The 24,988-nt window shown below is 55.8% G+C and carries 21 protein-coding genes and 3 pseudogenes; 14 read left to right on the top strand and 10 right to left on the bottom strand.

All coding sequences use genetic code 11. The features are described from left to right. Positions 1–6: 6 nt before the first annotated feature. The 14 genes and pseudogenes from rlmN (at position 7) to AC1AWK_RS03440 (ending at position 9,979) form a co-directional block, all read left to right on the top strand. A complete protein-coding gene (rlmN, locus tag AC1AWK_RS03505; RefSeq protein WP_476568154.1) occupies positions 7–1,200 on the top strand; it encodes a dual-specificity RNA methyltransferase RlmN in 1,194 nt (397 codons plus the stop codon). Between the two features lie 147 nt (positions 1,201–1,347). After that, a complete protein-coding gene (gene hisF, locus AC1AWK_RS03500; protein WP_476568152.1) occupies positions 1,348–2,118 on the top strand; it encodes an imidazole glycerol phosphate synthase subunit HisF in 771 nt (256 codons plus the stop codon). 128 nt (positions 2,119–2,246) lie between these two features. After that, positions 2,247–2,600, top strand: a complete 354-nt coding sequence (gene hisI / locus AC1AWK_RS03495) for a phosphoribosyl-AMP cyclohydrolase (RefSeq protein WP_476569579.1) — start codon at positions 2,247–2,249, stop codon at positions 2,598–2,600. A 54-nt stretch (positions 2,601–2,654) separates the two neighbouring features. Beyond that, positions 2,655–3,527: pseudogene (gene lgt / locus AC1AWK_RS03490) on the top strand (prolipoprotein diacylglyceryl transferase); the annotation flags it as partial. A 289-nt stretch (positions 3,528–3,816) separates the two neighbouring features. Continuing rightward, entirely contained in the window at positions 3,817–4,482 is a 666-nt protein-coding gene (rpe, locus tag AC1AWK_RS03485; RefSeq protein WP_476568150.1) for a ribulose-phosphate 3-epimerase, read from the top strand. A 9-nt stretch (positions 4,483–4,491) separates the two neighbouring features. After that, positions 4,492–4,755 (top strand): phosphoribosyl-ATP diphosphatase, encoded by a 264-nt coding sequence (locus AC1AWK_RS03480; RefSeq protein ID WP_476568148.1) that lies wholly within the window; start codon positions 4,492–4,494, stop codon positions 4,753–4,755. A gap of 37 nt (positions 4,756–4,792) precedes the next feature. Further along, positions 4,793–5,644, top strand: coding sequence for an ATP phosphoribosyltransferase (hisG, locus tag AC1AWK_RS03475; protein ID WP_476568147.1), 852 nt, complete (start codon positions 4,793–4,795; stop codon positions 5,642–5,644). A gap of 19 nt (positions 5,645–5,663) precedes the next feature. Continuing rightward, positions 5,664–6,284: a CDP-alcohol phosphatidyltransferase family protein gene (locus AC1AWK_RS03470; protein WP_476568145.1), complete on the top strand. Its 621-nt coding sequence runs from the start codon at positions 5,664–5,666 to the stop codon at positions 6,282–6,284. Continuing rightward, entirely contained in the window at positions 6,281–7,255 is a 975-nt protein-coding gene (locus tag AC1AWK_RS03465) for a DUF881 domain-containing protein (protein WP_476568144.1), read from the top strand. Before AC1AWK_RS03470 ends, AC1AWK_RS03465 begins: the two co-directional genes overlap by 4 nt. Further along, the gene (locus AC1AWK_RS03460; RefSeq protein WP_476568142.1) at positions 7,255–7,587 is read left to right on the top strand and encodes a small basic family protein; all 333 of its coding nucleotides are present in this window, start codon (positions 7,255–7,257) and stop codon (positions 7,585–7,587) included. The genes AC1AWK_RS03465 and AC1AWK_RS03460 overlap by 1 nt, the downstream gene beginning before the upstream one ends. 12 nt (positions 7,588–7,599) lie before the next feature. Next, positions 7,600–8,430, top strand: a complete 831-nt coding sequence (locus tag AC1AWK_RS03455; RefSeq protein WP_476568140.1) for a DUF881 domain-containing protein — start codon at positions 7,600–7,602, stop codon at positions 8,428–8,430. Between the two features lie 5 nt (positions 8,431–8,435). Next, complete coding sequence (locus AC1AWK_RS03450) at positions 8,436–8,873, top strand: FHA domain-containing protein (RefSeq protein ID WP_476568139.1); 438 nt, start codon at positions 8,436–8,438, stop codon at positions 8,871–8,873. Between the two features lie 68 nt (positions 8,874–8,941). Next, positions 8,942–9,565 (top strand): MerR family transcriptional regulator, encoded by a 624-nt coding sequence (locus AC1AWK_RS03445; RefSeq protein WP_476568137.1) that lies wholly within the window; start codon positions 8,942–8,944, stop codon positions 9,563–9,565. A gap of 33 nt (positions 9,566–9,598) precedes the next feature. Then, on the top strand, positions 9,599–9,979 hold the full coding sequence (locus AC1AWK_RS03440; protein WP_476568135.1) for a hypothetical protein: 381 nt from the start codon (positions 9,599–9,601) through the stop codon (positions 9,977–9,979). Positions 9,980–10,370: 391 nt separating this feature from the next. Here AC1AWK_RS03440 and AC1AWK_RS03435 read toward each other — a convergent pair whose 3' ends face one another. The 10 genes and pseudogenes from AC1AWK_RS03435 to guaA form a co-directional block, all read right to left on the bottom strand. Then, on the bottom strand, positions 10,371–11,099 hold the full coding sequence (locus tag AC1AWK_RS03435; protein ID WP_476568134.1) for an HAD hydrolase-like protein: 729 nt from the start codon (positions 11,097–11,099) through the stop codon (positions 10,371–10,373). Positions 11,100–11,212: 113 nt separating this feature from the next. Continuing rightward, complete coding sequence (locus tag AC1AWK_RS03430; RefSeq protein WP_476568132.1) at positions 11,213–11,560, bottom strand: RNA polymerase-binding protein RbpA; 348 nt, start codon at positions 11,558–11,560, stop codon at positions 11,213–11,215. A 94-nt stretch (positions 11,561–11,654) separates the two neighbouring features. Then, entirely contained in the window at positions 11,655–14,267 is a 2,613-nt protein-coding gene (locus AC1AWK_RS03425) for a DEAD/DEAH box helicase (RefSeq protein ID WP_476568130.1), read from the bottom strand. Between the two features lie 82 nt (positions 14,268–14,349). Continuing rightward, positions 14,350–14,664 carry a hypothetical protein gene (locus AC1AWK_RS03420; protein ID WP_476568128.1) on the bottom strand — a complete coding sequence of 105 codons (315 nt, stop codon included), beginning with the start codon at positions 14,662–14,664 and terminating at the stop codon, positions 14,350–14,352. A 3-nt stretch (positions 14,665–14,667) separates the two neighbouring features. Next, positions 14,668–15,771 (bottom strand): annotated as a pseudogene (locus AC1AWK_RS03415) (helix-turn-helix transcriptional regulator); the annotation flags it as partial. A 74-nt stretch (positions 15,772–15,845) separates the two neighbouring features. Next, positions 15,846–16,581, bottom strand: a pseudogene (locus tag AC1AWK_RS03410) (helix-turn-helix transcriptional regulator); the annotation flags it as partial. Between the two features lie 180 nt (positions 16,582–16,761). Next, a complete protein-coding gene (locus AC1AWK_RS03405; protein ID WP_476568126.1) occupies positions 16,762–18,189 on the bottom strand; it encodes a UTP--glucose-1-phosphate uridylyltransferase in 1,428 nt (475 codons plus the stop codon). A gap of 205 nt (positions 18,190–18,394) precedes the next feature. Then, positions 18,395–21,889 carry a transglutaminase domain-containing protein gene (locus AC1AWK_RS03400; RefSeq protein WP_476568124.1) on the bottom strand — a complete coding sequence of 1,165 codons (3,495 nt, stop codon included), beginning with the start codon at positions 21,887–21,889 and terminating at the stop codon, positions 18,395–18,397. A 629-nt stretch (positions 21,890–22,518) separates the two neighbouring features. Next, positions 22,519–22,830 carry a hypothetical protein gene (locus AC1AWK_RS03395; protein ID WP_476568122.1) on the bottom strand — a complete coding sequence of 104 codons (312 nt, stop codon included), beginning with the start codon at positions 22,828–22,830 and terminating at the stop codon, positions 22,519–22,521. 117 nt (positions 22,831–22,947) lie between these two features. Then, on the bottom strand, positions 22,948–24,510 hold the full coding sequence (gene guaA / locus AC1AWK_RS03390; RefSeq protein ID WP_476568121.1) for a glutamine-hydrolyzing GMP synthase: 1,563 nt from the start codon (positions 24,508–24,510) through the stop codon (positions 22,948–22,950). Between the last annotated feature and the right edge of the window lie 478 nt (positions 24,511–24,988).

The raw sequence follows: 24,988 nt of genomic DNA, 5'->3' as shown, positions 1-24,988 counted from the left end.
GAAACAATGAACGAACAGAACACCCCGGAAACCGGTATCACGCCAGGAGGCACGCAAGGTGCGTTCCGTGATGTGCTGTCCAAGGAGCATGCTCGTCGTGGCAAACCTCCGGTGCATTTTGCCGACATGAGCGACGAGCAACGCGTGCAGGTGGTGACGGATCGAGGTATGCCGCGTTTCCGAGTCAAACAACTTGCCAATCATTATTTCTCGCGCCTGCAAACCTCGCCGCAAGCACTTACGGACATTCCAACGGCACAACGTGAGGATGCGGCTTCGGCGGCGTTTCCTGAGCTTATCACGGAAGTAACCAGGCAGGTGGCGGATGAAGGTACCACCGTCAAAACGTTGTGGCGCTTGTTTGACGGCGCGCATATCGAATCGGTACTGATGCGCTACCCGACGCGAACCACGTTATGCATTTCCAGCCAGGTTGGCTGTGGGATGGGATGCCCATTCTGCGCAACCGGCAAGCTCGGTCTTACCCGTAATATGTCCACCGGCGAAATTCTCGAACAAGTGCGTGTCGCGGCGCGGATGATGCGTGACGGCGACGTTGCCGGAGGACCGGGGCGTTTGAGTAATGTGGTGTTTATGGGTATGGGCGAGCCGATGGGCAACTATCGCGCGGTCATGAGTGCGGTACGCCAGATTAGTGCCATGCCGCCGGAAGGTTTTGGTATTTCCGCGCGCAACATTACCGTGTCCACGGTTGGAGTGGTGCCGGGCATCAGCAAACTGACTGAGGAACATATTCCGGTGCGTTTGGCGGTATCGCTGCATGCCCCCAACGACGACTTACGCGACGAACTGGTACCGATGAACCGCCGTTTCAATGTGCAGCAGGTGCTTGACGCCGCGCACGACTATTATCTGGCGTCCAAGCGTCGAGTCAGTATCGAGTATGCGTTGATGCGGGGAATTAACGATCAGGCCGAGCATGCCCGTCAGTTGGCGAAGCGTTTGAATCATTACGGCGATGATTGGGTGCACGTCAATCCCATTCCGCTCAATCCAATCGAAGGATCTCGATGGACTGCCTCAAAGCCCGAAGATGAACGTCGATTCCTGGAAATTTTGCATCGTGCGGGAATCACCGCAACTCTGCGCGACACCAGAGGACAGGATATCGACGGTGCATGTGGACAGTTGTCGGCCAACTATCTGAAGTCGCAACGCCGGCAGCAGCAATCGGCGTAACGCCAACTGCAGATTCTGTCTCGCCGCTCGATATTCGTCCGCGGAACGGACATCCTTACGGAGCGGAGCCCATGTGTCGTTATGCTGGGCGTCGGAATCATCCTGTCAAGGCTAGCCTTTTGCCAATGCACTCAACAAGGAGGAACCATGACACTTGCGGTACGCGTCATACCGTGCCTGGACGTCGACGCCGGACGAGTGGTCAAGGGCGTGCATTTTGAAAATCTTCGTGACGCCGGCGATCCGGTGGAGTTGGCCTCCACATATTACGACCAAGGCGCCGATGAAGTGACGTTTTTGGATGTGACGGCTTCGAGCGACCGTCGCCGTACCATGATGGATGTGGTGTGCCGTACAGCGCAGACGCTGGCCATTCCGCTTACCGTTGGCGGTGGCGTGCGTTCGGTGGAGGATGTGGATTCGCTGCTGCGCTGCGGCGCTGACAAAGTGGGTATCAATACCGCGGCCATTAACGATCCGTCGCTCATTGGCCGCATTGCGCAGCGCTTCGGTAGCCAGGTGCTGGTGTTGTCCGTTGACTCTCGTCGTGAACAAGGGGAGAATCATACCGAGTCCGGCTTTGAGGTTACCACTATGGGTGGCCGTCATGCCACAGGAATCGATGCGTTGTGGTGGATTCGCCGTGCCCAGGAGCTGGGCGTGGGTGAGATTTTGCTCAATTCCATGGATGCCGATGGTACGGGTAATGGTTTTGACGAGCCAATGATCCGTGCCGCGCGCGAAGTCACCACAGTACCGCTGATTGCCAGCGGCGGTGCGGGTAAGGTCAGTGATTTTCCCAAGGCTATCGAGGCCGGTGCGGATGCCGTGTTGGCTGCTTCGGTGTTCCATTTCGGCACCATGACTATTGCCCAGGTCAAGGATGCTCTGCGAGCTCGCGGCCACGCGGTGCGTTAACGATGATGGTAGTTGCGATTGACGCGAATAGAGGAATACGTAACGTGAAAAAAATCAAGCAGGCCAAGCCATTCAACAGCGATGCATCCGGTACTTCTACCGCATCCAGTGTAAACGATCAGCCCGTCTTGCCGCCCGAGATCGCTCGGCGTCTCAAACGCGACGAGCACGGACTGGTGGTTGCCGTCATTCAGCAGTATGACTCCGGCGACGTGTTGATGGTGGGGTATATGAATGACGAGGCTTTGCGCCGTACATTGACGACGGGGCGGGTGACGTTCTGGTCGCGTTCTCGGCGCGAATATTGGCGTAAGGGCGACACGTCTGGTCATGCACAGTATGTGAAGTCGTGCGCACTGGATTGTGACGGCGACGCGCTGCTCATTCGGGTTGATCAAGTGGGAGCCGCCTGCCATACGGGCGAGCGAACGTGTTTCCTTACCGGCGGAGAACTTGCCGTGGTGGTCGGCGAACGTCCCTAAGGCAATGTGTGGAGCTGCGTGTGCTTATCGCCCGCAGCGACTACCATCGTCACCATGACATTAGCGTTCATTCCGTCTCCGACGGTTTCTGAGTTTTCCATCGGTCCGTTGCATATCCATTTCTATGCACTGTGCATTCTTGCGGGTATTGTACTCGCTGTGTGGATTACCACGGTGAGGTGGCGTCGATATGGCGGCACATTCGACCAGATTCTTGATATTGCGTTGTGTTCGGTGCCTGCTGGCATCGTGGGCGCGCGTTTATACCACGTGATTACTACCCCGGAACGTTTTTTCGGTCCGCGCGGTGATTGGGTGGAGATGTTCCGTATTTGGCATGGCGGCTTGGGTATCTGGGGTGGTGTCGTGTTCGGTGCGTTGGCGGCGTGGGCCTGGTGTCATTGGCATCGGTATCCCATGGCCTTGCTGGGCGACGCGGTGGCGCCGGGATTGTTGGTGGCGCAGGCCGTGGGACGGCTGGGCAACTGGTTCAATCAGGAGCTGTACGGCGCGCCGACGACCTTGCCGTGGGGGCTGCGGCTGAATAATACGGGCAGTGCGATCGGCTCGTACGAGCAGTGCTATGACGGTTCAACCTGCCCGACTGGCACGTTATTCCAGCCCACTTTCCTGTATGAGATGCTGTGGAATCTCATTGGTGCTGCGCTGATCGTGTGGATTGGTCGCCGTGCCATGCGTCGTTTGCGTGCCGGTTCTCTGTTTGCTATTTACGTGATGTGGTATACGGCCGGACGTACTTGGATTGAGTCTTTGCGCATTGATTTTTCGCATGAATTCTTGGGGTTGCGCATCAACGTGTGGGTATCGATGTCGGTGTTTGTGCTGGGTGTGGTGGCATTCATCATCGTCAATCGCAAGGGTCATGCCTCGCAGTATTGGCAAGATCGTCTGCGTGCAGTTACGCAGGAGCATCCATCCGGCACTGTTTCCAGCGAGCAATCGTCTTCGGCAATGAGTGAGATGTCGCTGTCCTCGCCGGCATCGCAATCAGCGTCGAATCTTGACGCCGAACCGAGTGCGGCCGAGTATGTTCAGTCCACCGCTTATGGCGTCGAGGAAGGTGACGCCCCAGACAATCGGCACGATGTTGCCGATGCCTCCAGCGCCGAACGCCTTGTGTGACCTTGTCCATATGGCAATATCGGGCGACGCCCCGCGCCTCGCTCGTCGTTCGCCCTCCATACAATGAGGAAGCATGACCATTCAGATTGCACCAAGTATCCTGTCCGCTGATTTTTGCAACCTTGAGCGTGACCTGCACGCGATTGCCAATGCCGATTTGGTTCACGTCGATGTGATGGACCATCATTTCGTACCGAACCTTACGCTGGGCGAACCCATCGTCAAGCGCATTTGTGAGGTAACCGATCTGCCGGTGGACGTCCATCTCATGATTGAAGATCCCGATCGTTGGGCTCCCGAATATGCCCGTCTGGGCGCCGCTTCCGTGAGCTTCCACATGGGGGCGACCCATGCGCCCGTGCGCTTGGCCCGACAGCTGCGCGATATGGGCTGCAAGGCATGCTTCGCGGTACGTCCTGCCGAACCGGTGGAGCCGTTGTTCGACATTCTCGACGAGTTCGACATGGTGCTGATCATGACCGTGGAGCCGGGCTTTGGTGGCCAGAAGTTCTTGGATAACCAAATGGCGAAGGTGCGGCGTCTGCGTGACGAGATTACTCGTCGCGGACTGTCCACGCGCATTCAGGTCGATGGCGGCGTCAGCCCCAGCACCGCGCATATCGTGGCGGAGGCGGGCGCGGACGTGCTGGTGGCAGGCTCGGCGGTGTATGGCGCCGAAAATCCGGCCGAAGCCATTGACTCCATTCGCAATAGCGCCCAGGCTGCGTTCCGCGCGTAAGGAGAAGCGATGAAAACTTTTGAATCGCTGTTCGCCGAACTCTCCGCCAAAGCGCAAAGCAAGCCCGAAGGCTCGCTCACCGTACAGGAACTGCAAGCAGGCACCCACGCCATCGGCAAGAAAATTGTCGAGGAGGCCAGCGAAACCTGGATGGCCGCCGAATACGAAGGCAAGGAGCGTACGGCGGAAGAAATGAGCCAGTTGCTCTACCACGTTCAGGTCATGATGATTGACCGTGGGCTGACCCTGGACGACGTGTATCGCTATCTGTAAATATCATCTGCTCGCATGAGCCACCAAGGAGGAATGGATGCTGCGCATAGCCGTACCCAATAAAGGCATGCTGTCACAGCCGGCATGGACCATGCTGGCGGAGGCGGGCTATCGTTTGCGGGCCAATGACCGACAGCTGGTGGTCGAAGATCCGGACAATGACATCGAGTTGTTCTATCTTCGCCCGTTGGATATCGCCGTCTATGTGGGCCGCGGCACAATCGACGTGGGCATCACCGGACGCGATTTGCTGTTGAATTCCGGCACGCAGGCGCTTGAACATATGCCTTTGGGTTTCGGCGCATCCACCTTCCGTTTTGCCGCGCCGCAAGACAGTGCCATCATGTCGCTGGATGATATTGACGGCAAACGAGTCGCCAGCTCGTATGACACCTTGGTCGGCGACTATTTGCGTGAACGGGGCATTCACGCCGACATTATCCATTTGGACGGCGCGGTCGAGTCGTCGGTTCAGCTTGGTGTGGCGGACTTGATTGCCGACGTGGTGTCCACCGGCACCACATTGCGCAATGCCGGTCTGCGCATCATAGGCGATCCGATTCTGCATTCCGAAGCCTTGCTGATTCGCTCGCCGCGTCTTGCACAGGATGACGAACGCTTAGTGGTGCTTTCGCGTCGTATTCAGGGCGTGCTGACGGCGCGTCGCTATGTATTGATGGATTTCGATATTCCGGTAGAGAAGGTCGCTGCCGCAGTGGCCATTACGCCAGGTTTTGAAAGTCCGACGATTTCGCCGTTGCATGACCGGCAGTGGTCAGCGGTGCGCGTTATGGTGCCGCGCGCCCAGGTCAATAGTCTGATGGATGAGTTGTACGAGGTCGGCGCGCGAGGCATTATTGTCACGGCCTTGCAGGCTTCGCGAATCTAGGCGTGAGACAATGGCAGATATGAGCGAGCAATCCACACGTAGTCGGCGCTATAGTCCCGACGCTCGTGATGTGTGGTGGACGGTGCCTAATTGCATCAGTCTATTGCGCATCGCCTCCATCCCGTTCATCGCATGGTTGATAGCCCAACGGTGCATGGCGTGGGCGTTGGTGGTGCTGGCGTTGTCCGCCATGTCCGATGGATTGGACGGCATCATCGCGCGTCGCTTCAACCAAGTCAGCAAGATCGGGCAGATTCTTGATCCCATTGCCGACCGTCTGTTGATCTTCTGCAGTATTCTGGCCCTTGGCGTGGCCGGGGTGATTCCATGGTGGCTGCTGATTGTGGTTGGCGTGCGCGATTTTCTTATGGCCTTGCTGGTGCTGGTGCTCGCACAACATGATTACGGACCATTGCCGGTGCATTTCGTTGGCAAAGCGGGTACCGCCGTGCTGATGGTGGCCATCGTAGCGTTGATTTTTGCCGGCATATGGAGCAATGCCGCCACCAGTGTGCTGTACTTGGCCGCGTTGGCGGCGGTAATTTGGGGTGTGGCGCTTTACTGGCTGGCAGGATACATCTATCTGCGGCAGGGGATTACGGTGCTTCGTCAGGAACGTAAGGACGGCATGCGCCGATGAGTGATGACGATCCGATGCCTACGCCCGTGTCGTTTCCGGTGCCTTCGGATCGGCTGCCGGTGCGTCGGCGTGCGGTGTTTTCCTACGATGTGCGTGGTTTGCATAGCCATCATGCCGATGCGGATGGTGTTCGTGTCGCCGATTCACATCGACGTCGCAGGGGAGCGGATGATTCCCTACAACTGATTGATGATTTGACGAATCGCCCGATGGACCCGTTGTTTTCCGATTCGCGGTTAGCGGTTCGTCATCGGTCGGCCGTGGAGATATGGTGTACACGCATTATCGTGCTGTTGACATGCATCGCGGTTGGTTTTGGTGGATCTTTGTTCGTCCGGCAGCTGCATACCGATCCTCGCAAAGGTGTGCGGCAAAGTCTGGCCGCCGATTTGCAAAACCAACGCCGCACGCTGGATGACCTGGCCAAAGAGGTTGATACCCTGTCATCCACCGTGCAGCAACGTTCCGAAGCATTGGCTCCCTCCTCAAGCGACACCACATCGACGCGCGATGCGATGATGAACGGTACGGTTGCGGTTCAAGGGCCTGGTATCACCGTGACGGTTGCCAATCCGCTGTCAGTAAGCGCCGATGGTTCGCTGCCGAGGGAATCGTCCTCCGGCAAGATTCGTGTGGTTACCGACGCCGACTTGCAGCAGATGGTCTCCATGCTGTGGAGTTTGGGTGCCGAAGCCATTGCCATCAATGATCAGCGCATTGGCGTGCAAACCTCGGTGAGAACCGCGGGACAGTCTATTTTGGTCGGTACGCAGGCCGTGCAGAGTCCATACATCATTAATGCGATCGGCGATGCTTCGGCATTGGAAGCAGCCATGCGCGACACCCGCGACAACGCCCTGCTTTCTGCGCTGGGCGATGCAGGCATTACCATACAAGTATCGACATCGAGTACGATTACGATGCAGGCCGCCGTTTCCAACGACGCCGGTCACGTCCGAAGGAGTGAATGATGGCAGCGGTGTTGGGGTTGATTATCGGTGTGGTGATTGGCGTGTTCGTGCAGCCGGACATCCCAGTGTTCATTCAACCATATCTGCCCATTATGGTGGTGGCGGCGTTGGACGCATTGTTGGGTGCCGCCCGTGCCTATTTCGAGCGCAGCTTCTCGGATCGTGTATTCGTTATTTCCTTCTTCTCCAATGTCATCACCGCGACCTTGCTGGTGCTGTTGGGCAACCAGCTTGGCGTCGGCTCGCAGTTGCAGACTGCGGTTATCGTCGTGCTTGGCATCCGCATCTTCTCGAATGTGTCCGCCATTCGCCGGTTCATCTTCCGTGGCTGATAGGGGTGTGGCATGCGTCGTGACGACAATCACATCGATATCATTCATGCCTTGCGTGCCGAAAAGCGCAAGGATGAGCACAATGACCAAGCGCAAACCGGTTCGTTTCCCGTTGTGCGGCGTAAACCTCGCAAGGTGGCTCAATCCTTGAATGCGCATGCCTTGCGCGCTCGTATGATTTCCGGCGTGCTGGTGGCGGTGCTGTGCGCGTTGCTGGGCTTCGGCATCGTGGTACAGCTGAACAACCCCAATACCACCTATGAGACCATGAGCGAAGAGGAACTGACGCGACTGATTTCCGAAACCAGTACCCAGGTGCAAAATCTTGAGCAGCGTAAAAGCGAGCTTACCGGTCAGCTTAATTCGTTGAAGGCCGCTGCCGACAAGCAGGAGCAGGCGCGTCGTATCGCCAAGCAGAACGAGCAGACGAACGGATTGCTTTCGGGACGGCTCCCCGCACAGGGCGAAGGCGTGGTGATTCGCGTTTCGCAGGGCGACAAACAGCATATCGATGCGGCGACCATGTTCAGTCTCATCGAGGAGTTGCGCAATGCCGGCGCGGAGGTGATGGCGCTGAACAGCGTGCGTGTGGTGACGTCAACGTATATTACCGATACGAAATCGGGTTTGCAGTGTGATGGCAAAACGTTGAAAGCGCCGTATACGGTTAAGGCGATTGGCGACCCGCAGGCGTTGCAAAATGCGGTGAACATTGCCGGTGGCATCGGTTCGCGGCTCAAGGTAAAGTATGGAGCACAGGTGGATGTCGTCACGTCACAGGACGTGGTGATTAACCAGATTCGAGAAGCTACGCAATATAGCTATGCAAGGACGGTAGAATAACTGTTATGACTGATCCGATTCCCAGCGCAGGAGAAACCACCATCATCGGCATGCCCGCCGTGACGATTCCCATTACCTCCACCGGTGACCGCCCGTTCACCCAGGAGGATATGGATACGATCGCTCGATTGTCCGATGGGGCGGCGTTGCTCATTTCCACGCGCGGTGCCATGACTGGTTCACGCTATTTGTTGGATGAGGATGAGGTTACCGCAGGACGTGACGTTCATGCAGATATTTTGCTGGATGATTCCACGGTATCTCGTGCGCATGCGGTATTCCGCCGCAGTGGCAATCAGTTCAGTATTGTGGATGCCGGTAGCCTCAATGGCACGTATGTCAATCGGCAGCGCGTCGACCAGGCGGTGCTGAATAATGGCGACGAGATTATGATTGGGAAGTTCCGTCTGGTATTCTTCACCAAATCCGCCGTGGTGCGCTAATCCTCTCGCGGCTTCGCAAGCGATAGACTTGTGCTGACGAGATGTCGATGGCGAAAGGACGGCTGGGCATGGATATGCAATCTCACTTGTGGGTTGTCGACGCTCGACAATCTGAGCCAGCGGCAGTGCAGGGGGAGTTGTTCGAAGCACAGGACGATGCTCCGCGTCGTGGCTACCGTGGGGCCGTGGCGTCCAAGGTTGCCGGCATTACCTATCGCCAGCTGGATTATTGGGCGCGTAAGCAAATTGTGGAACCGTCCATTACGCCGTCGCATGGATCCGGTTCCCGACGTTTGTATTCATTTAAAGATGTGGTGATTTTGGCGGTGTCTAAGCGTCTGCTTGATGCCGGAGTCAATTTGCAAAATGTGACGGCGGCCATTGGTTTTCTTTCGCAGAGACCGGTCGCCGAATTGGAGCATATCACCATCATGTGTGATGGTGAGCAGGTGCATGAGTGCACGTCCAATGACCAGGTGGTTGAGTTGGTGCATAGTGGCAAAGCCGTGTTCGGAGTGTCCGTCAGCTCGTTGTGGCATCATATCGAGCAGACGTTGGAAGGGGAGGAGTACGTTGAACTTGATGCTACTTCTTCCGCCCATGCTGGGCGTCCCATTGATGAACTGACTGCCGCGCGTTTGCGGCGTAAGTTGGCGATACATCATGAGGAACGCGCGGCGATGACGTCGTAGTGTAGTCGTGGCGAGTGTCGCGGTAAGGAGTGCATGATGGTGGCGTATGTGCCGATGATACTGTGGGCGGTGGCGATGCTCGGTTCATTGGATATTTGCGCGATGTGTGTAGCTCGCGGAGCGCTGCGCAAACCTCATGAGGATGATTCGATCCGTCCGATGCCGTGGCTGATGGTGTATGCGCATTTGGCTACCGTGGTGGCAGCTTCGGCTTGTTATCTTGCCGGATCAGCGCTGTGGCCGTCGATTCCAGCGTCATTGCGTCAATGGTATACGTGGGCCGCATGGCCGTCTGCGGTATGCATTATTGGGCTGATTGTCGCGCAGTTGGTGCTGTTGCATCGGCAATCTCGTAATGCGATGTTTGCGCATATGGATGCACGGCTGCATGGACAGTCGTCACGTTCGGCGTGATTTGATGACACCCGGTAATCATGTGGTTATGACGTTATGTAAACCTGCGACATATGGTATTGTGCGGCGCTGTGGTGGTATTACGTAGCAGTGGCGTTTTTCAGGGATCATAACGGGTATGCGAGTGCTGGTGTGTTTATGCAACGTCCTAATCTGACATAACGTACATTATCGGTTTAATCTAGTTCTGTAGGACAGCAGTGGTTATCGCAGCATTGCGCAGACGTTCCTAAGTTGCCATCAGCGCTACATAATGCTTATACGGGAAAACATGGGGTATTTCGTCTGTGCTATTTCGTCGCAAAGCTACACATGACGATGACATTCACGAATGGTATGTCACAATATGTAGTCCCATGATCATGACACACCGTTTGAATCAGATGAGTGATTATGCGGCAAAATATGCACGGATCATTGCAGCAAGCTCATCGACGCGTTCAGCGATGGCATATGCGCCATGCTGTTCCATTTCACCTTCTTCGGCATAGCCCCAGCGGCAGCCAATCGTATCGATGCCGCAGACGCGCGCCCCATCGATATCCGTCCAACGGTCGCCGACCATAACTGCACGGTCGCCAAACTCAGGCGCAAATCCAAAGCTGTCAAAAGCGTAGCGAATAACCTGATCCTTGTCGAGACGAGAATTATCTTCGCTGGCGCCATAGATGCCGTCCACCAACGCGTCCAAGCCAAAATGCTGGCATACCGGAACCGCCTGATATTCAGGCTTGCACGTAGCCACGGCCAGATAATACCCTTCGGCACGCAAGGTGCGCAACTGTTCTTCAATGCCGTCATATACGGTATTGACCAATCGGCCCGGCACAAGTTCTCCAGGAGCATTCGGATCGTCAAACACCGCACGTTTGGCATAATATTCGCGGTAAATCGCCACACCGCGCTCCAAATCCTCTTCAGGAACATGATTGCGACGTAACGACTCAATAATCGCCGGACCAATAAAACGTCGCAATTCGTCATCATCGGGAACCGGCAACCCCAACCCTTCAAAAGCCTTGACGACGCAAGCGATAATGCCTACATGTGACTGGGTGAGCGTGCCATCCAAATCCAAGAGCACCACACGCCGTGGCGCACGCTCATCGTGCTGGCTCATAACTACGTTCATACCTCTCCCCCTGTAGGTTTTGTCGTATCTGCGATGGATGCCGTGGCATACATGCATAATGCCGGCGCAATAGGAAGCCACGCCGGCATTATGCTATGGATTTACTCGTAATCGGGAATCCAACCCTCACGATGCATCTGCAAACGTTTTTCCAACAAGACGGCAAGTTCCTCTTCGGAACGACGCTCCAAGAGCATATGCCAATGCGTGCGGGTGGGTTTGTTCAGATCGTCGGCCTCGTCCTCGCCTTCCCCTTCGCGCTTGGCAATGCCACCGCAACGGCACTCCCACTCGCCCGGAACATCGGCACCTTCGGCGAACGGCAAAATAGTGCGATGTCCTTTGGGACATACATACGCCACGTCGTTGCGCGCCGCGAAATCAACATTGTCGTCGGATTCCAACGACTTGGCGCCAATGCTCATACCGCGTAGACTGCGTTCCGCCATATCCTCTTGCCTCCTTGAATATTCCTGATACCCACGCTACAAAACAGTTCGGACGAGTGGTTTATTCCCTCCCAAGCGCACGATATGCACGTGTTTAGGTCACATCCTGATCCAACCCGCTGTATGCCACCACACCGCGATTCACGCGGGCTTGCGCTTGACGGGCGGTTTCGGCCAATGACGGATCATCCAACCAATCCTGTGTCACTGCGATTTGCTGCAGCACATCGGCCAAACGCTTCGCATACCGCACAAAGTCCCCGCCGGTAAGTTCCGTACCTGTCAACACCGAGGCCAAATCCTGCCCATTGGCCCATGCATACATCACATCGACCATGCCGAAATCCAACTCGGTATCCATCGGCAGGCCAGCGTCTTCGCGCTCGATGGCAATGCGTTCCTCAATATCGCCGATAACGGCAACCGTATGTGCAATCGCACCTCGCTCGCCCCCCGGCCAGTGGCGTGGCGTTCCCGAAGGCTGCCCGCGCCGCGCCTCGTACACCAAACCGGAAAGCACCGCAGCCAACTGCTCCGCGTTCAGACCACTCAACGCACCCGAACGCAGCACATGCGCCAGCAGCACATCATGCTCGCTGTACAGGCGGCGCAGCAACTGCCCATGTCGCGTAAGCGTGTACGAAGGTTCCTCGGAACCTTGTACCTGCTCCAGCTGCACATAGCCCAGCCGATGCAGCATCGTGCAGATACGTTCGAACTGGCGGGCCACCGAACCGGTGTGACTGTCATACCGCTGCCGCAGCCGTTCCGACTCACGCATTTCACGCGCCCAACGATGCCCCCACGTCAGATGCCGGGCACAATCGGGACATGCATGGCACGGATGCTCACGTTCCGCAATGCGCAGTTCGCCAATGCGGCGGTCCAGATCACGTAATGCCGCCGATCGTTCCTTGGCCGAGGCAAACATACGATGCTTGAGGCGGCGGCGTTCCTGCTTCTCCATATCCGACAATGTCATCCTGATACGCATCAACGAACGCATATCGCCATATTCGCAGGCAAACGCCTGTTCGTAGCCGTCAATCGCATGCTGCAAGGTGTCGATGCGGGCTTGCAATTGCCACGCCGATGCGTTGGCCTCCCACTGGGCAAAGGAATGTTCCAAGGTGGTACGTGCCGTCGCATAATCGCTTGCATGCAGCAGATTCACCGCCATATTGCATGTGGCTTGGAAACTCGAATGCAAGGGGTAGACGCGCTTGCTGGACAATGCCGCCACCGTTTGCGGCACCAACTCAGGATGATCCACCACCACGGCATGACCCAGCACATCTATGCCACGACGCCCCGCACGGCCAGTGAGCTGCGTGTACTCCCCCGGTGTCACGTCCACATGTCCGGTGCCGTCGAATTTCGTCAGACGTTCCACCACCACGCAACGTGCGGGCATATTGATACCCAAGGCCAACGTTTCGGTGGCGAATACCATTTTGATCAGACCCATGGCGAACAAACGTTCAACGATATGGCGGAACAGCGCAATCATGCCAGCATGGTGTGCGGCGAACCCCTCCTCCAAGGCGTAGCGGAAACGGTGGAATCCCAGTGCCCGCAAATCGTCTCGGTCCAACTGGCCTTCGACAAGCTGCGTGCGCACCATGTCGTCCACGACATCATGAATACGGTCGCGTTCCTCATCATTGGTGAGCGACAATCCAGCATTCATGCACTGCTCGACGGCCTGGTCACAACCATTGCGCGAAAATACAAAATAAATGCCAGGCAGCATATCGAGATAATCCAGCTCATCGACCACCGCCCAGCGCCGGGGCGTATATCGCTGTGGGCGACGCGTATACTCCCGCTTGCCAGATGAACGATGCTTGCCGTGACGTTTGACCGACATATCGCGCCGTGCAGCACTGCGTTCCAATTGATTGAGACGGCTTTCCACCGTAGGGTTCACAGCGCTGGTCTGCATGCCTTGCGCGTCGCGGCGGTATACATCAAGCAGTTCGGGTTCGGTATGTTCGTCTTGCTGAACCAGAATATGCTGTTCCAACGGCACCGGTCGATGTTCACTGACCACCAGTGTGGTTTTTCCGCGTACGGATTCGATCCATCGGGCGAAATCCTCCACGTTGGACACCGTGGCCGACAAGCCGATCACCCGTACCTGAGCAGGCAGATGGATGATGACTTCCTCCCAGACCGCGCCGCGGAAACGATCCGCCAAATAATGCACTTCGTCCAAAATAACGTACCGCAGAGCCTGCAACGCTTGCGAATGTTCATACAGCATGTTGCGCAACACTTCCGTGGTCATCACCACGATATCCGCTTGCGGGTTGATGGAGGTGTCGCCCGTGAGCAATCCAACACGATCGGCACCATATACTGCGCTAAGATCTTGATATTTCTGATTACTCAACGCCTTGATGGGCGTGGTGTAAAAAGCTTTGACATTATGTTCTTGCGCGAGGAATACCGCAAAATCGGCGATTACCGTTTTGCCGGCTCCTGTCGGAGCGGCAACCAGCACATTATCGTTGGCTTCCAAAGCGTCGATGGCCCGCCGCTGAAAATCGTCGACGGCAAACGGCAGCGTGTCGACAAATCGGTGGGCCACCGTGCGTTGTTCGCGCTGACGACGGCGAAACGCCGCGTATCGTCCGGCAGCGGATTGTGGATCAAGCTCCGCATTCGGCGTCTCGCGTTGACGATGCCGACGATGATGTGTCATCGTACTCCCCATTCATTCCGAACTATCATCACGTCCAACCATGGCGTGCCAGCCTACGGCAATCACATGCGCGGCCGGGCAATCACCAATCCTTGTGACGCCATGCGGACCACAGTTGCACATGCCGATCACGCTTGCGTTGGCGACGGGCAATCACCTCGGCATGAGCTTGGACGTATCGCTCGCATGTGTGCTGCAGCGGCATGGTAAACGACGGATCAACCGGTGGCTCGGCTTCATCCTGGTGATCCAAGGCGGCAAACCGCTCGCCACAGCGTGCACCAGTCTGGCCTACGGAACGCAAGGCCGCCAAAGCATGCATCACCACATATGTCACGCCGATTACCAACATGGCAATCATGAAGAGCACCAACAGAAGCCAAATCCACCACGGCATGGTTTATGCCTCGCCATCGGTGGCATCCAGCTGGCCGACGCTCAGCTCGCGTTGGGCGCGTGCCACCATCATCGTGCGCAACGTTTCGGGGGCCACAGCCGTAATATGACGGGCATGCGCAATGCAGAATGCCACGAACCATGAATCCGAAGCCACGGTAACATGAACTTTCTTGCCCACACCGCACGGCTCAACCGTAGCGCCGGATAGCGTATCGATAAACGGCAGATCGGTTTGGTCGGTAATGAATACGGCGGCCGTGGCATTGTCAAAGCTCCATTTGCGCAATTCACTTACGGGCACATCCGGAATTTCAATGGCACGCACCGGAGTGACCAGCTCGGCATGCTCGATGCGGGCCAAGCGCAGCACCTGCCAGATGCGTGGCTTGCCATTGGCCTTGTTAATCGTCGTGTCCTTGGCAACCAAAGCAATCTTGTCGTCCGGCGCGGCATCGGCCACATCCGTCCACATGGCCGCGTAATACACGCCCTCATCCACATAAATCTTGGCGGGAGCCACCAGCTTGCGACGCAAGCGTCCCGCGCCATCGGTGTATTCCATATCCACCAGTGCGCCGGTAGCAATGGCGCGCTTGACGATGGAGAAACTGCGCGGCTCGACTTCATAGCCGGTCAGACTCAACCACGGCGTCTGCCCAGGCTCAACATGTTGGCGCAGCCTCGTGTACAGGGACTCCGCCTGTTCGCGCTGCTGGTCAGGCAGCAACGGTGAATGAGCCAAGTAGCTCACCGAAGCCGTAAGCATGCTTAAATACTGCGGAGAGATGCCTGCCAACCGCTCCAAGCCCAGCGAATTCGTCGCAGACACAATGCCTTCGGCATCCAACAACGACCAATCAATGTCAAAGAACTGGCTTCCCGCCATCTCCCCATCGTCGGACACGGTTGTCAGCGTATTGATGTCCTTATGAATGACGGCAATGTACTTCTTGAGCTCATCGTCGCTTTTCGGCGTGCCAATAAAGCGTTCCGCCAGTTCATCGAGCGAAAACTCTTCGCCCAAATGCGCGGAAAGGAACAGCATCAACCGCAAGCGCCGGTCGACTTCACTGCCAGTCTGGAAGGACGCGGCCTTCTTAGGCTGGGCTTGGGCCAATTCATCGTCCATCTCGCCTTCGCGCTCGACAGACGGCGCCGAAACCGCGGTGCCTTGCTTCGAGACTGATTCGTCGGCCAACTGGAATTCGCATGCAGCGGTCAAACGACGATGGAACGCGTCCACGGCCTCCTGCGGGCTGACAATGCTGGCACCTGGATGTTCCAACACGAACATCGCCAAATCGTCGGCATCCTCATATGCCACGTTCAGCAGTTCGCCATCCACGTCAACCGTAGCGGCGAAACGACGCGAATCAATCACTTTTACCAAGTCATCGGGCAACGTCTGCGTGCCAAGTCCCGGCGCGATGGAATCAAGTCCCAATCCGGGAATAGGCGTCTGTGGCACACGAGGAGCGGTGCGCGACGTCTGCTGCGGCTGGGCCGGCATGGAAGAAATCGACATGGAACGCGCCAAGTAATTAGCCGCCGCCAAAACCGGCAATTCATCCTGCTCAAAGCGCAGGCGCACGCGCGGCTCGTCCCCCAATTGCAGACGATACGATGCGAAATCCTGCCCCTCGGACTTCGACGAATACTCCGGCTGGCGAGACTCAATCGCGATACCCATCGCCGCCAATTTGGCGCGGTCACGCTGGAATTGTTTGGCGAATGCCGCCTTTGCGGCCTGATCCGCCAGTTCGCCATAAGAATCCGCATACGCCTTGACGCGCTGCGCAATCTGACGGGACGTCAGCCATTGCGGGAATGCGGACGACAACACCGCAAGCACGTCAAGCTCGTGCTTACCCCACTTGTCCGAAAACCGCCGCCTGCCGTTGCTACCCTCTGCCATCAGTCCTCACGTATCGTTATTGTTCCGATATAGGTGCGGCTTACCGCACGCGTACCCTTCTATAGTAAAGGGTTTTTTCTATCGGTACGTTCATTTTTGCAAAATCAGTTGCTTTTCTTCGTGCCTAGCGAACATTGCGGCAACCATTACTGCATGTGCGACAACATCCGCTAGGCACCATTAGATCCATTCGTCCGGTTCTATGCCCTGCGGGCCGACATACTCACCATTGGGCACATAGCTGGGACGGCCTTCGTCGTTCAGCACCGCATCGGCGAACAGCACCACGTTCTGTCCGAACGTCCAGTCTCCACGAATGGTTACCGAATTGGCGGCCGCAAGCGAGGGAACCGAATACGGGAAACGCTCGTTGAAGTCCTGAATATTGCGGTAGTAGCGAGGATCAAGCTCAACGTTAGGAAAGATATAGTTCCCATCTTCCATCTCATAGGAGTCCGTAAGATGGAATCGGTCAGACCGCATGATGAACAAGTCATTGGTGGTTTTGACCGGCAGGAACCGCATGCGATCAACCTGCACGCAAATCGCACCATCAAACAAGCTCACCGCCGACCCCATAGCCGTCTCCAGCTGAACGACTTCCTCACTCGTCGGATCGGTAGGGTCAACGGTTTTGCGATTATGAATCACCGGCAACGGCAATACACCGTCATACTCCTGCAATTTGGCACGCAAAGCGTCAATGCGAATCCACATGCTATTGGTATTGAAATACGGGTGCCGCGCAATATCCTGCGCACAGTCTCGGTCGTCCTCATGCACCTGGCTCATCTCACGCAGCATCAAACGCGCCGTGGCCCTATCGCGTACAATATGGCCACCCTTGCGGTCAGCTTCGGTGCGCTTGGCGACCTCCACCATAATTGGAGCCCCGGTATTCTCAAAATATTGCGCCAGCGTACGCGAGGGACGCGCGCCCAAATTATCCGAGTTGGAAATAAACAAATATGAAAAGCCCTGTTCCTGCAAAGCATCAAGCAAGCCGGACTCCCAAATCGTAGAGAACACATCGCCATGCCCGGGAGGACACCATTCCAAATCGGGATTGGCTGGATAATTCACCGGCTCTCCGGTAGCCGCCGCGATCTTGGGTTCGACGTGCTGAATAATTTGCGAAGGAATCCCCTCACAGCGCACTTGCGGCATAGACTCCAACACCTGCATGGTGTCTTGCGCAGTGCGGAACGAATTCATAAACGTCAACGGCAATGGCACATGCAAACGATTGCGCGCGGTAAGCACCTGCCCAATGATAATGTCGATGAAACGCATTTGCTTCGCTTTATGGCGACGAACCGGCAGCAACGACTTGGCGCATGCCAACCCCATCGACGTACCCAAACCGCCGTTAAGCTTCAAAAAGGCTGTCTTGGCAAATGCCTGCGCCGCGCGCTCGTGGTCGATGGTTTCATACACATCATGGAAACTCGGCACATTGGTCAACGGTTCTACGCTGGATTCACGAATCCACGCGCCAGTCTCTCCCTGACGCCACACATCATACAATCTACGGAACTGGGAGATCGCCATATCGCTCATGCCGTTATCTTGCATTTTACGCGCAGAGAGCTCAAATGTGTCTTCCATGAGATCGGCCCCTTTCTGGTTCAACGACTCAACCAGTCTACAGCAGTTTTCATGTGGCATTATGCGTACAGATTTGTCTGTTTTGCTGTAGATACCTCGCAATAACAACCCCTGCATACAAGCGCTCATGCAGCTTGTGCAGCAACAGCGCAGGAAGGCTGAAGAGATTTTTCTCCTCAGCCCTCCTGCGTCCTCATTAATCTGCCTATCGTCCCGTCGCGTTATCGCTACGCCGCTTCTTGAATACAATCTCGGCCGTAATCGCTACAGCCAATCCGACACTCAATATGACAGCGATAATACGCAACAGCCACCACTCATCACGTGCATCACTTATGTGTCCGGACTTGTTATCCGCTTGCGCCAGCGGAGCTTTGGGTGCCGAACCTCGGTTCGGTTCCTCAAGCGTGTTCTGCGGCATCGTCGTCTTAGATTGTTTATCGAGCGATGTCGGATCGTTCGAAACGCCATTGTGGATTCTCGAATCAGAAGCTTGTGGGAAACCAGGCTTGCCAGCAGGCGCGACATCTTCAGTCCGCTCCGCATGCGCAGGAAGATGCATCTCATCTTGATCACTCGGACGATTGGTCTCGCTCCCTTGGGGGTAAGCGTCGGTCTGTGCGGCCTGCAGCAACAACCGTATCTCATGAATATCGGTCTGAGCAATCAAGGGCTGGGTAGGTGCGTCCAAGGCATCAAACCCTTCGAGCAATGCGCGTAAAGCAGCCAGATGCGCATGAGTCACTGGCGAGGGAAGCGTGGACATCACCGATGCGGCATTATCCGCCCAGACGCAAGCCTCATGCAGCCTACGCAACCCATCCATGGATTGTGCAATCTGGCGATGCATTTCAGTCACCACCACAATACGGTCGCCCGTATCCATATCGGCAGGAAAAGAACTTGACAAGGCATCAAGTTCAGAGCCAGCCAGCGCCGATGACGCCAACTGCAGGCCAATGGAAGCATTGCGCAGATCAACCAAGCCTGCACTGATGCGCGATAGGGCATCGCGATGCGTCTCGCGCCACTGTGATGCCATTAATGCAGCACGTCCATGCACCGTTGGAATCGCGGCAAGATCAGCAGACAGTTTCTCCACTATCATCTCCGCTTCGTGTCGGAATGACACATTACCAAGAGCGTTCCTGGCGGTGTCGAGCAGCCGCTGAGCATGCATGACGTCGTAGTTGGTCACCGCCCCCGAGGCTTGCTGCTCGCGCAAGTGTTCCACCTGCCCGCTCGCCTGTGCCATGCCTTCATCAATAATCCGGTCCAAGACAGCGTCAGTCACCAATATCGTATAGTGCAAACGGTATCCGAATAGCACGGTTTTGAATGAATACGTACCGCAACGGAGCATGTCCGAAGGCTGAGCATTCCCCACGCCGTGCTCAAACGTCCACACATGCGAGGGTAGCTCATCGTGCGGAATCGTCTCTTGGGTTCCATCGATATGATCGATATGCACCTCGAGTTTTGGTTTACCTTTCGCGTTGATGTAACCGGTCAAATCCTTCACAGTCTCACCAACAGATGATATGTCAGCAGTTCCTGACGACGGCGACAACGGTTCTTTCACCGCAAAAGACTCTACGGACATTCCGTTGGCCGCGGTACGTACGAATGTGTGCGGATCCCACACTGGTTCGTTTCCCGAGATCGCATGAGTCGTACCCGTCTGACTTGAGACGGCGATGCCCGGGGCGATTGACAATGTCCCAGCATTCTCCACCGCGCTCGACGAAAGGGAAATGACGAGGGACTTGCTACGAGCAGAATTTGTCAAATGCAAAGAACTACCTTTGACTACCCGAATCGCAACATTGGACGAACATGAAATCTCATGACCGTTCATATCAATGCTGATATCCCGGGAAACGGTAAGGGGAAGCAGTCCTTTTGCATCACTCCAAAGTCGTATCGTATCCCCCGCACGCGCTGCCACCAGTGCAACAGACAACGTCCCATACCGAGTTGTCCCCGATGAGCCGATCAACTCAAACGGCCCATTAGCCACTTCAGGGCATGCGTTCGTCGCAATCACAGGATAGGAAAAGCCAAGTCGCACCGCCGGACTCTGCGAAGAATCATGGTTCTGCGCGAACCGTTCGCGACCTGTAAGCGCCGGAGTGGTCACGGTATCGCTACCGACAAGAAGATAAGTTTCAAGCGGCGACGCAGAGGCAAGAGCCGGATCGTTCCACGTGGGATCTACGGCATACCACGACGTACCTATTTGAACATAATTCCAAGCATGCTGTTGTCCGGAAGCCACTGAACCATTCCATGCCCAACCTTCAATATAGGCGTTCTGGATACCCGCACGATCCAAGAGCACTTTCATCGCGCTCGCGTAACCGTAACACACCGGAGCAGTACCGGAATCGTTCGCACTCAGTAAGGCGCTTGCCGCGGTACGCGAAAACCCTGAAGCACCAAGACCCTGAGGGTTGTACACGTTGTTATTTGCAAGCCATGCATTGAAATACCGTATAGCCTGTACCGGGTCGATAGGAGCATCTTTAACAATCCGTGAAACCGCATCGTCAAAACGCGAGCGGTATGAGCCAAGATTCTGTTTATCGAAACCCTGCACAAAATACGGTGTGTTCCGATATTTCAAGTCCAGTTGGTACTGCCTCTCGCCCGATGCTTTCCATGATAATTTCGAGGCATCGACCCAAAAACACTCGGGATGATCACGAAATACAGCAAACAGTATCTTCTCTAGTGATTGTTCCTCACCATTTGGAACGCTCACACGAACGACGCCCGGATTAAGCGGATCCGTAAGTTTATCCAACTGAGAGACAACGCTGTCATACATGGAACGCTGCGTAGACGACAGCTGCGCACGGAAATATCCGGACAATTCGGTGTTGGGCTCCCAAAGTGCATACAGCGTGATACTATCTCCTGTTTCCTTCGCTCCTGCGATGTTTGCAACTGCCTGCCCGTCGCTATACGTAGGAGTATTTGCGTTTCGTGTGGCGCTCCATCCCATGAAGCGATATCCGGTACGCGTGAAGGTGCTCCGAGGCAGAGCCTTCTCTCCGTCATCCCAGGCGCGAGAAACCGCGTCCATCGTTCCCTTACCGCCATTGGCGTCGAAACGTATCGTATAGGTATTGGGGGTTCTTTTCACATAGAGGGTCTGACCATCAAAGGGCTGGTATTCGCGTTCCGATTTGATCGAAGGAACGAATCCTGTTCCTTCTTGGAAATCCGGCGTCGTATACCATTCAGGCAGAGTGCTCGAATACCCTTTATAGGTGTTGAGTTCGGATATGACGAAGGTATCAAAAGATTGACCCGCAATCTTCGGCAAAATAACTTTTTCCAACGGGTTGTTGTTTCCCACAAAGCCATCGTCTTCGAGCATAGTGTTATGACTGATGTCAATCACTTTCAAGTTGTTGTAATCAAGATGCACGAACTTGAGCTTTGGAAGCATCGACACGTCCACGTCGCTGAGTTTGTTATCAAAAATCTCAATGAACTCAAGCTCGGTGTTGTGGGAAAAATCGATGCTGGTGATTTGATTATTGCGCAAGTATATGTTCTTGAGGTGTGGATTTCCCGAAAGGTCGGCCTGCGTAAGACGATTGCCCTCGACATTGAGCATGATGAGATTCGGGAACAATTCAATACCCTTGATGCTGGCAATCCCCATATTTTTCGCCTCAATGGATTTCACCTGTTCGCGTTCAGAACGAGTGAGCACACCATCAGCGCCAATGCCATTGAGGTGCGAGGAATTCAGTATCCATTTGCGGAACACCGGATCAGGGAAGGAACTCTCGTCAATGACGACATCCACATCTGAAGACGGAGCTGCGGTTACAGCCTTCGGGCGCACAATGTTGGATGAGGTCTCAGCACCGTCCAATTCCTTGCCTACTTGCAGCTTTACGTTCTCCGCCCCCTGAGCAAACGCAGCTGGAATCATCATCGAAATCGCAAGGGTTGTCGCAAGCAACAGACGGAATCTCGACACGGCCCTACCCATCCTTTCCCATCATCCTTCTTCACCGGAACAACTATGCACCATGCATACCATATGTCCAACTGAGAAAATAGCATTTTTTACTAGATAAAACAAGAGAGGAAAAATAGTTAGCAACATCCGTCTCATATACACATTATTTTTGAACGATGACTACATGGCCAATCAGTCGAGTTATGTCGAGGAACGCATGTCCGACCTGCATATGCTCCAGGCAACACGAAAAATGCCGCCACCAACGGAATGCTCGACGACGAAGTTTCGCCGTAGAAACGTGACTAGGTATCTGATGGTTTTTCCAGCGATGCGTTGTGGAGATGCTAGCAATCCAGCTCGCCCATCGTGTAGGTGGCGTAACCCTCGTAACGATAGCTCGCGTCAATACCCTTCATGTAGACCTGTCGATCGTCCACAGCATCGGTGAGAGCGGACTTGAGCAGCGCCTTTATCTCGGTGTCGCGCACAGGGCTGCGTTCCATGGCGAAAAGATAGTCTTCCTTGTCCACAAGACTCCAGTCGACCACCATTCCCCACTCCCGCTTAAGTATGGCATCAAGCCAAATACGCGCGCTTTTGCCGTTCCCCTCCCGGAAGGGGTGCGCAACATTCATCTCCACGTACTTCTCAATCACCTCGTCATATGTTGATTGAGGCTTGTTTATCCAGTGTGAAAATCCGGCGCACAAGCACAAAAGGCGCACCGCCGTTATAAGCAGTGCGCCTAATGAGCTACAGTACTTGCTCCGTTATTATTCCCACTCAATCGTTGCCGGCGGCTTGGAGGTGACGTCCAACACAACGCGGTTGATTTGACGACATTCGTTGGTGATGCGCGTGGAAATCGCAGCCAGCACGTCGTAAGGCACGCGGGACCAATCGGCGGTCATCGCGTCCTCGGAGCTGACGGGGCGCAGCACGATCGGCGACCCATACGTGCGCTCGTCGCCCTGCACACCCACCGAATGAACGTCGGCCAGGAGCACCACGGGGCACTGCCAAATATCGCGGTCCAATCCGGCCTTGGAAAGCTCTTCGCGAGCGATGGCGTCGGCTTCACGCAGCACATCCAGACGTTCGCGGGTAATCTCACCCACGATGCGGATGCCCAGTCCCGGGCCGGGGAACGGCTGACGCCACACCATTTCTTCGGGCAAGCCCAGCTGCAGGCCGATCGCGCGCACTTCGTCCTTGAACAGGGTGCGCAGCGGCTCGACCAGCTCGAACTTCAGATCATCCGGCAAGCCGCCCACATTGTGATGGCTCTTGATGTTCGCCGCGCCGTCGCCGCCGCCGGACTCCACCACATCCGGATACAAGGTGCCCTGCACCAGGAACTTCACTTCCTTGCCGTTCGCGCCGGCCTCTTCGATGACTTGACGCTGTGCCTTTTCGAACGTGCGGATGAATTTCTCGCCGATGACCTTGCGCTTGCGTTCCGGATCGCTGACGCCCTCCAGCGCCGTCAGGAACTCGTCGGCCGCGTCGACGGCGATAAGCTTGATGCCCGTGGCTTCCACGAAATCGTGCTTGACCTGCTCGACTTCGCCCTTGCGCAGCAGGCCGTGGTCAACGAACACGCAGGTCAGCTGATCGCCTACGGCCTTATGCACCAGAGCCGCGGCGACTGCGGAATCCACGCCGCCCGACAGGCCGCAGATGACTTGAGCGTCGCCAACCTGTTCGCGAATCTTCGCAACCTGGTCTTCGATAATGCTGTCCGGGTTCCAGTTCTCGCCCAGCCCGGCGCACTCGTGCAGGAAGGTTTCGATAAGCCGCTGCCCCATCGGCGTGTGCTTGACTTCGGGATGCCACTGCACGCCGTACAGCTTGCGGGCCGGATCCTGCATGGCGGCAACCGGAGCGCCGGCGGTATGCGCCAACACTTCAAAGCCTTGCGGAGCCTGCTTGACGGCCACGCCATGGCTCATCCACGTGTTCTGCTCGTCGGGAGAACCGGCCAGCAATCCTTCGGCGTCATCGATGGCGGTTTCGGTCTTGCCGTATTCGCCCAACGCGGCCTTGTCCACGTCGCCGCCCAGCTCGTGCGCCATTACCTGGAAGCCGTAGCAGATACCGAGCACGGGAACGCCTGCTTCAAAAATCTTCGTATCGATGGTGGGCGCACCCGGCTCATACACCGAGGCGGGGCCGCCGGAAAGAATGATGGCCTGCGGATCCTTGGCCAGCATCTCCTCCACCGGCATGGAATGTGGCACCAACTCCGAATACACATGGGCTTCGCGCACACGACGGGCGATAAGCTGCGCATACTGAGCGCCGAAATCAACAACAAGAACTGGACCTGTCGGCATGGGTTCTCCTCTTTACGTTCAAGCGGTGCTTGCCCCATCGCACTGGTGACGGCCGTCACTGGTGTCAAATAGTGGCATGAATTGGTATCTATTGTGGCGGGGCGAGCCGACATTGGCAACCGCGGCGATTACACGGGTCGAAGAGAACAAACCCGCACCTTCACTAAAACAACACGCCGCACAGATTCCTCTGAAAACGAACGCGCACATTGCGGTAAAAATCCTGATAAACTTTGATATATAGCCGTTCCAGGCGTGATGTGCTGTTTTTTGCGTGCGAACAAAACGCCCGAGAAATGCTAACTTTTCCAAACAATTACATCACTTTTTCGCACACAGATGCAAAAAACCTGCCAAACGTCGTGTGCTGCTCGTACCATGAAGAGCGATTGGACGTGGGAACACCGCGGAATCGCTATGGTTCGTCGGCAACTCACGACCGAATGATAATAACCAATCGCACTGCAAAGTGCAGGAG

Source organism: Bifidobacterium sp. LH_491 (genome assembly GCF_056356495.1).
Note: the sequence above shows the minus strand (reverse complement) of the source record. Positions and strands in the feature narration are given on the sequence as shown.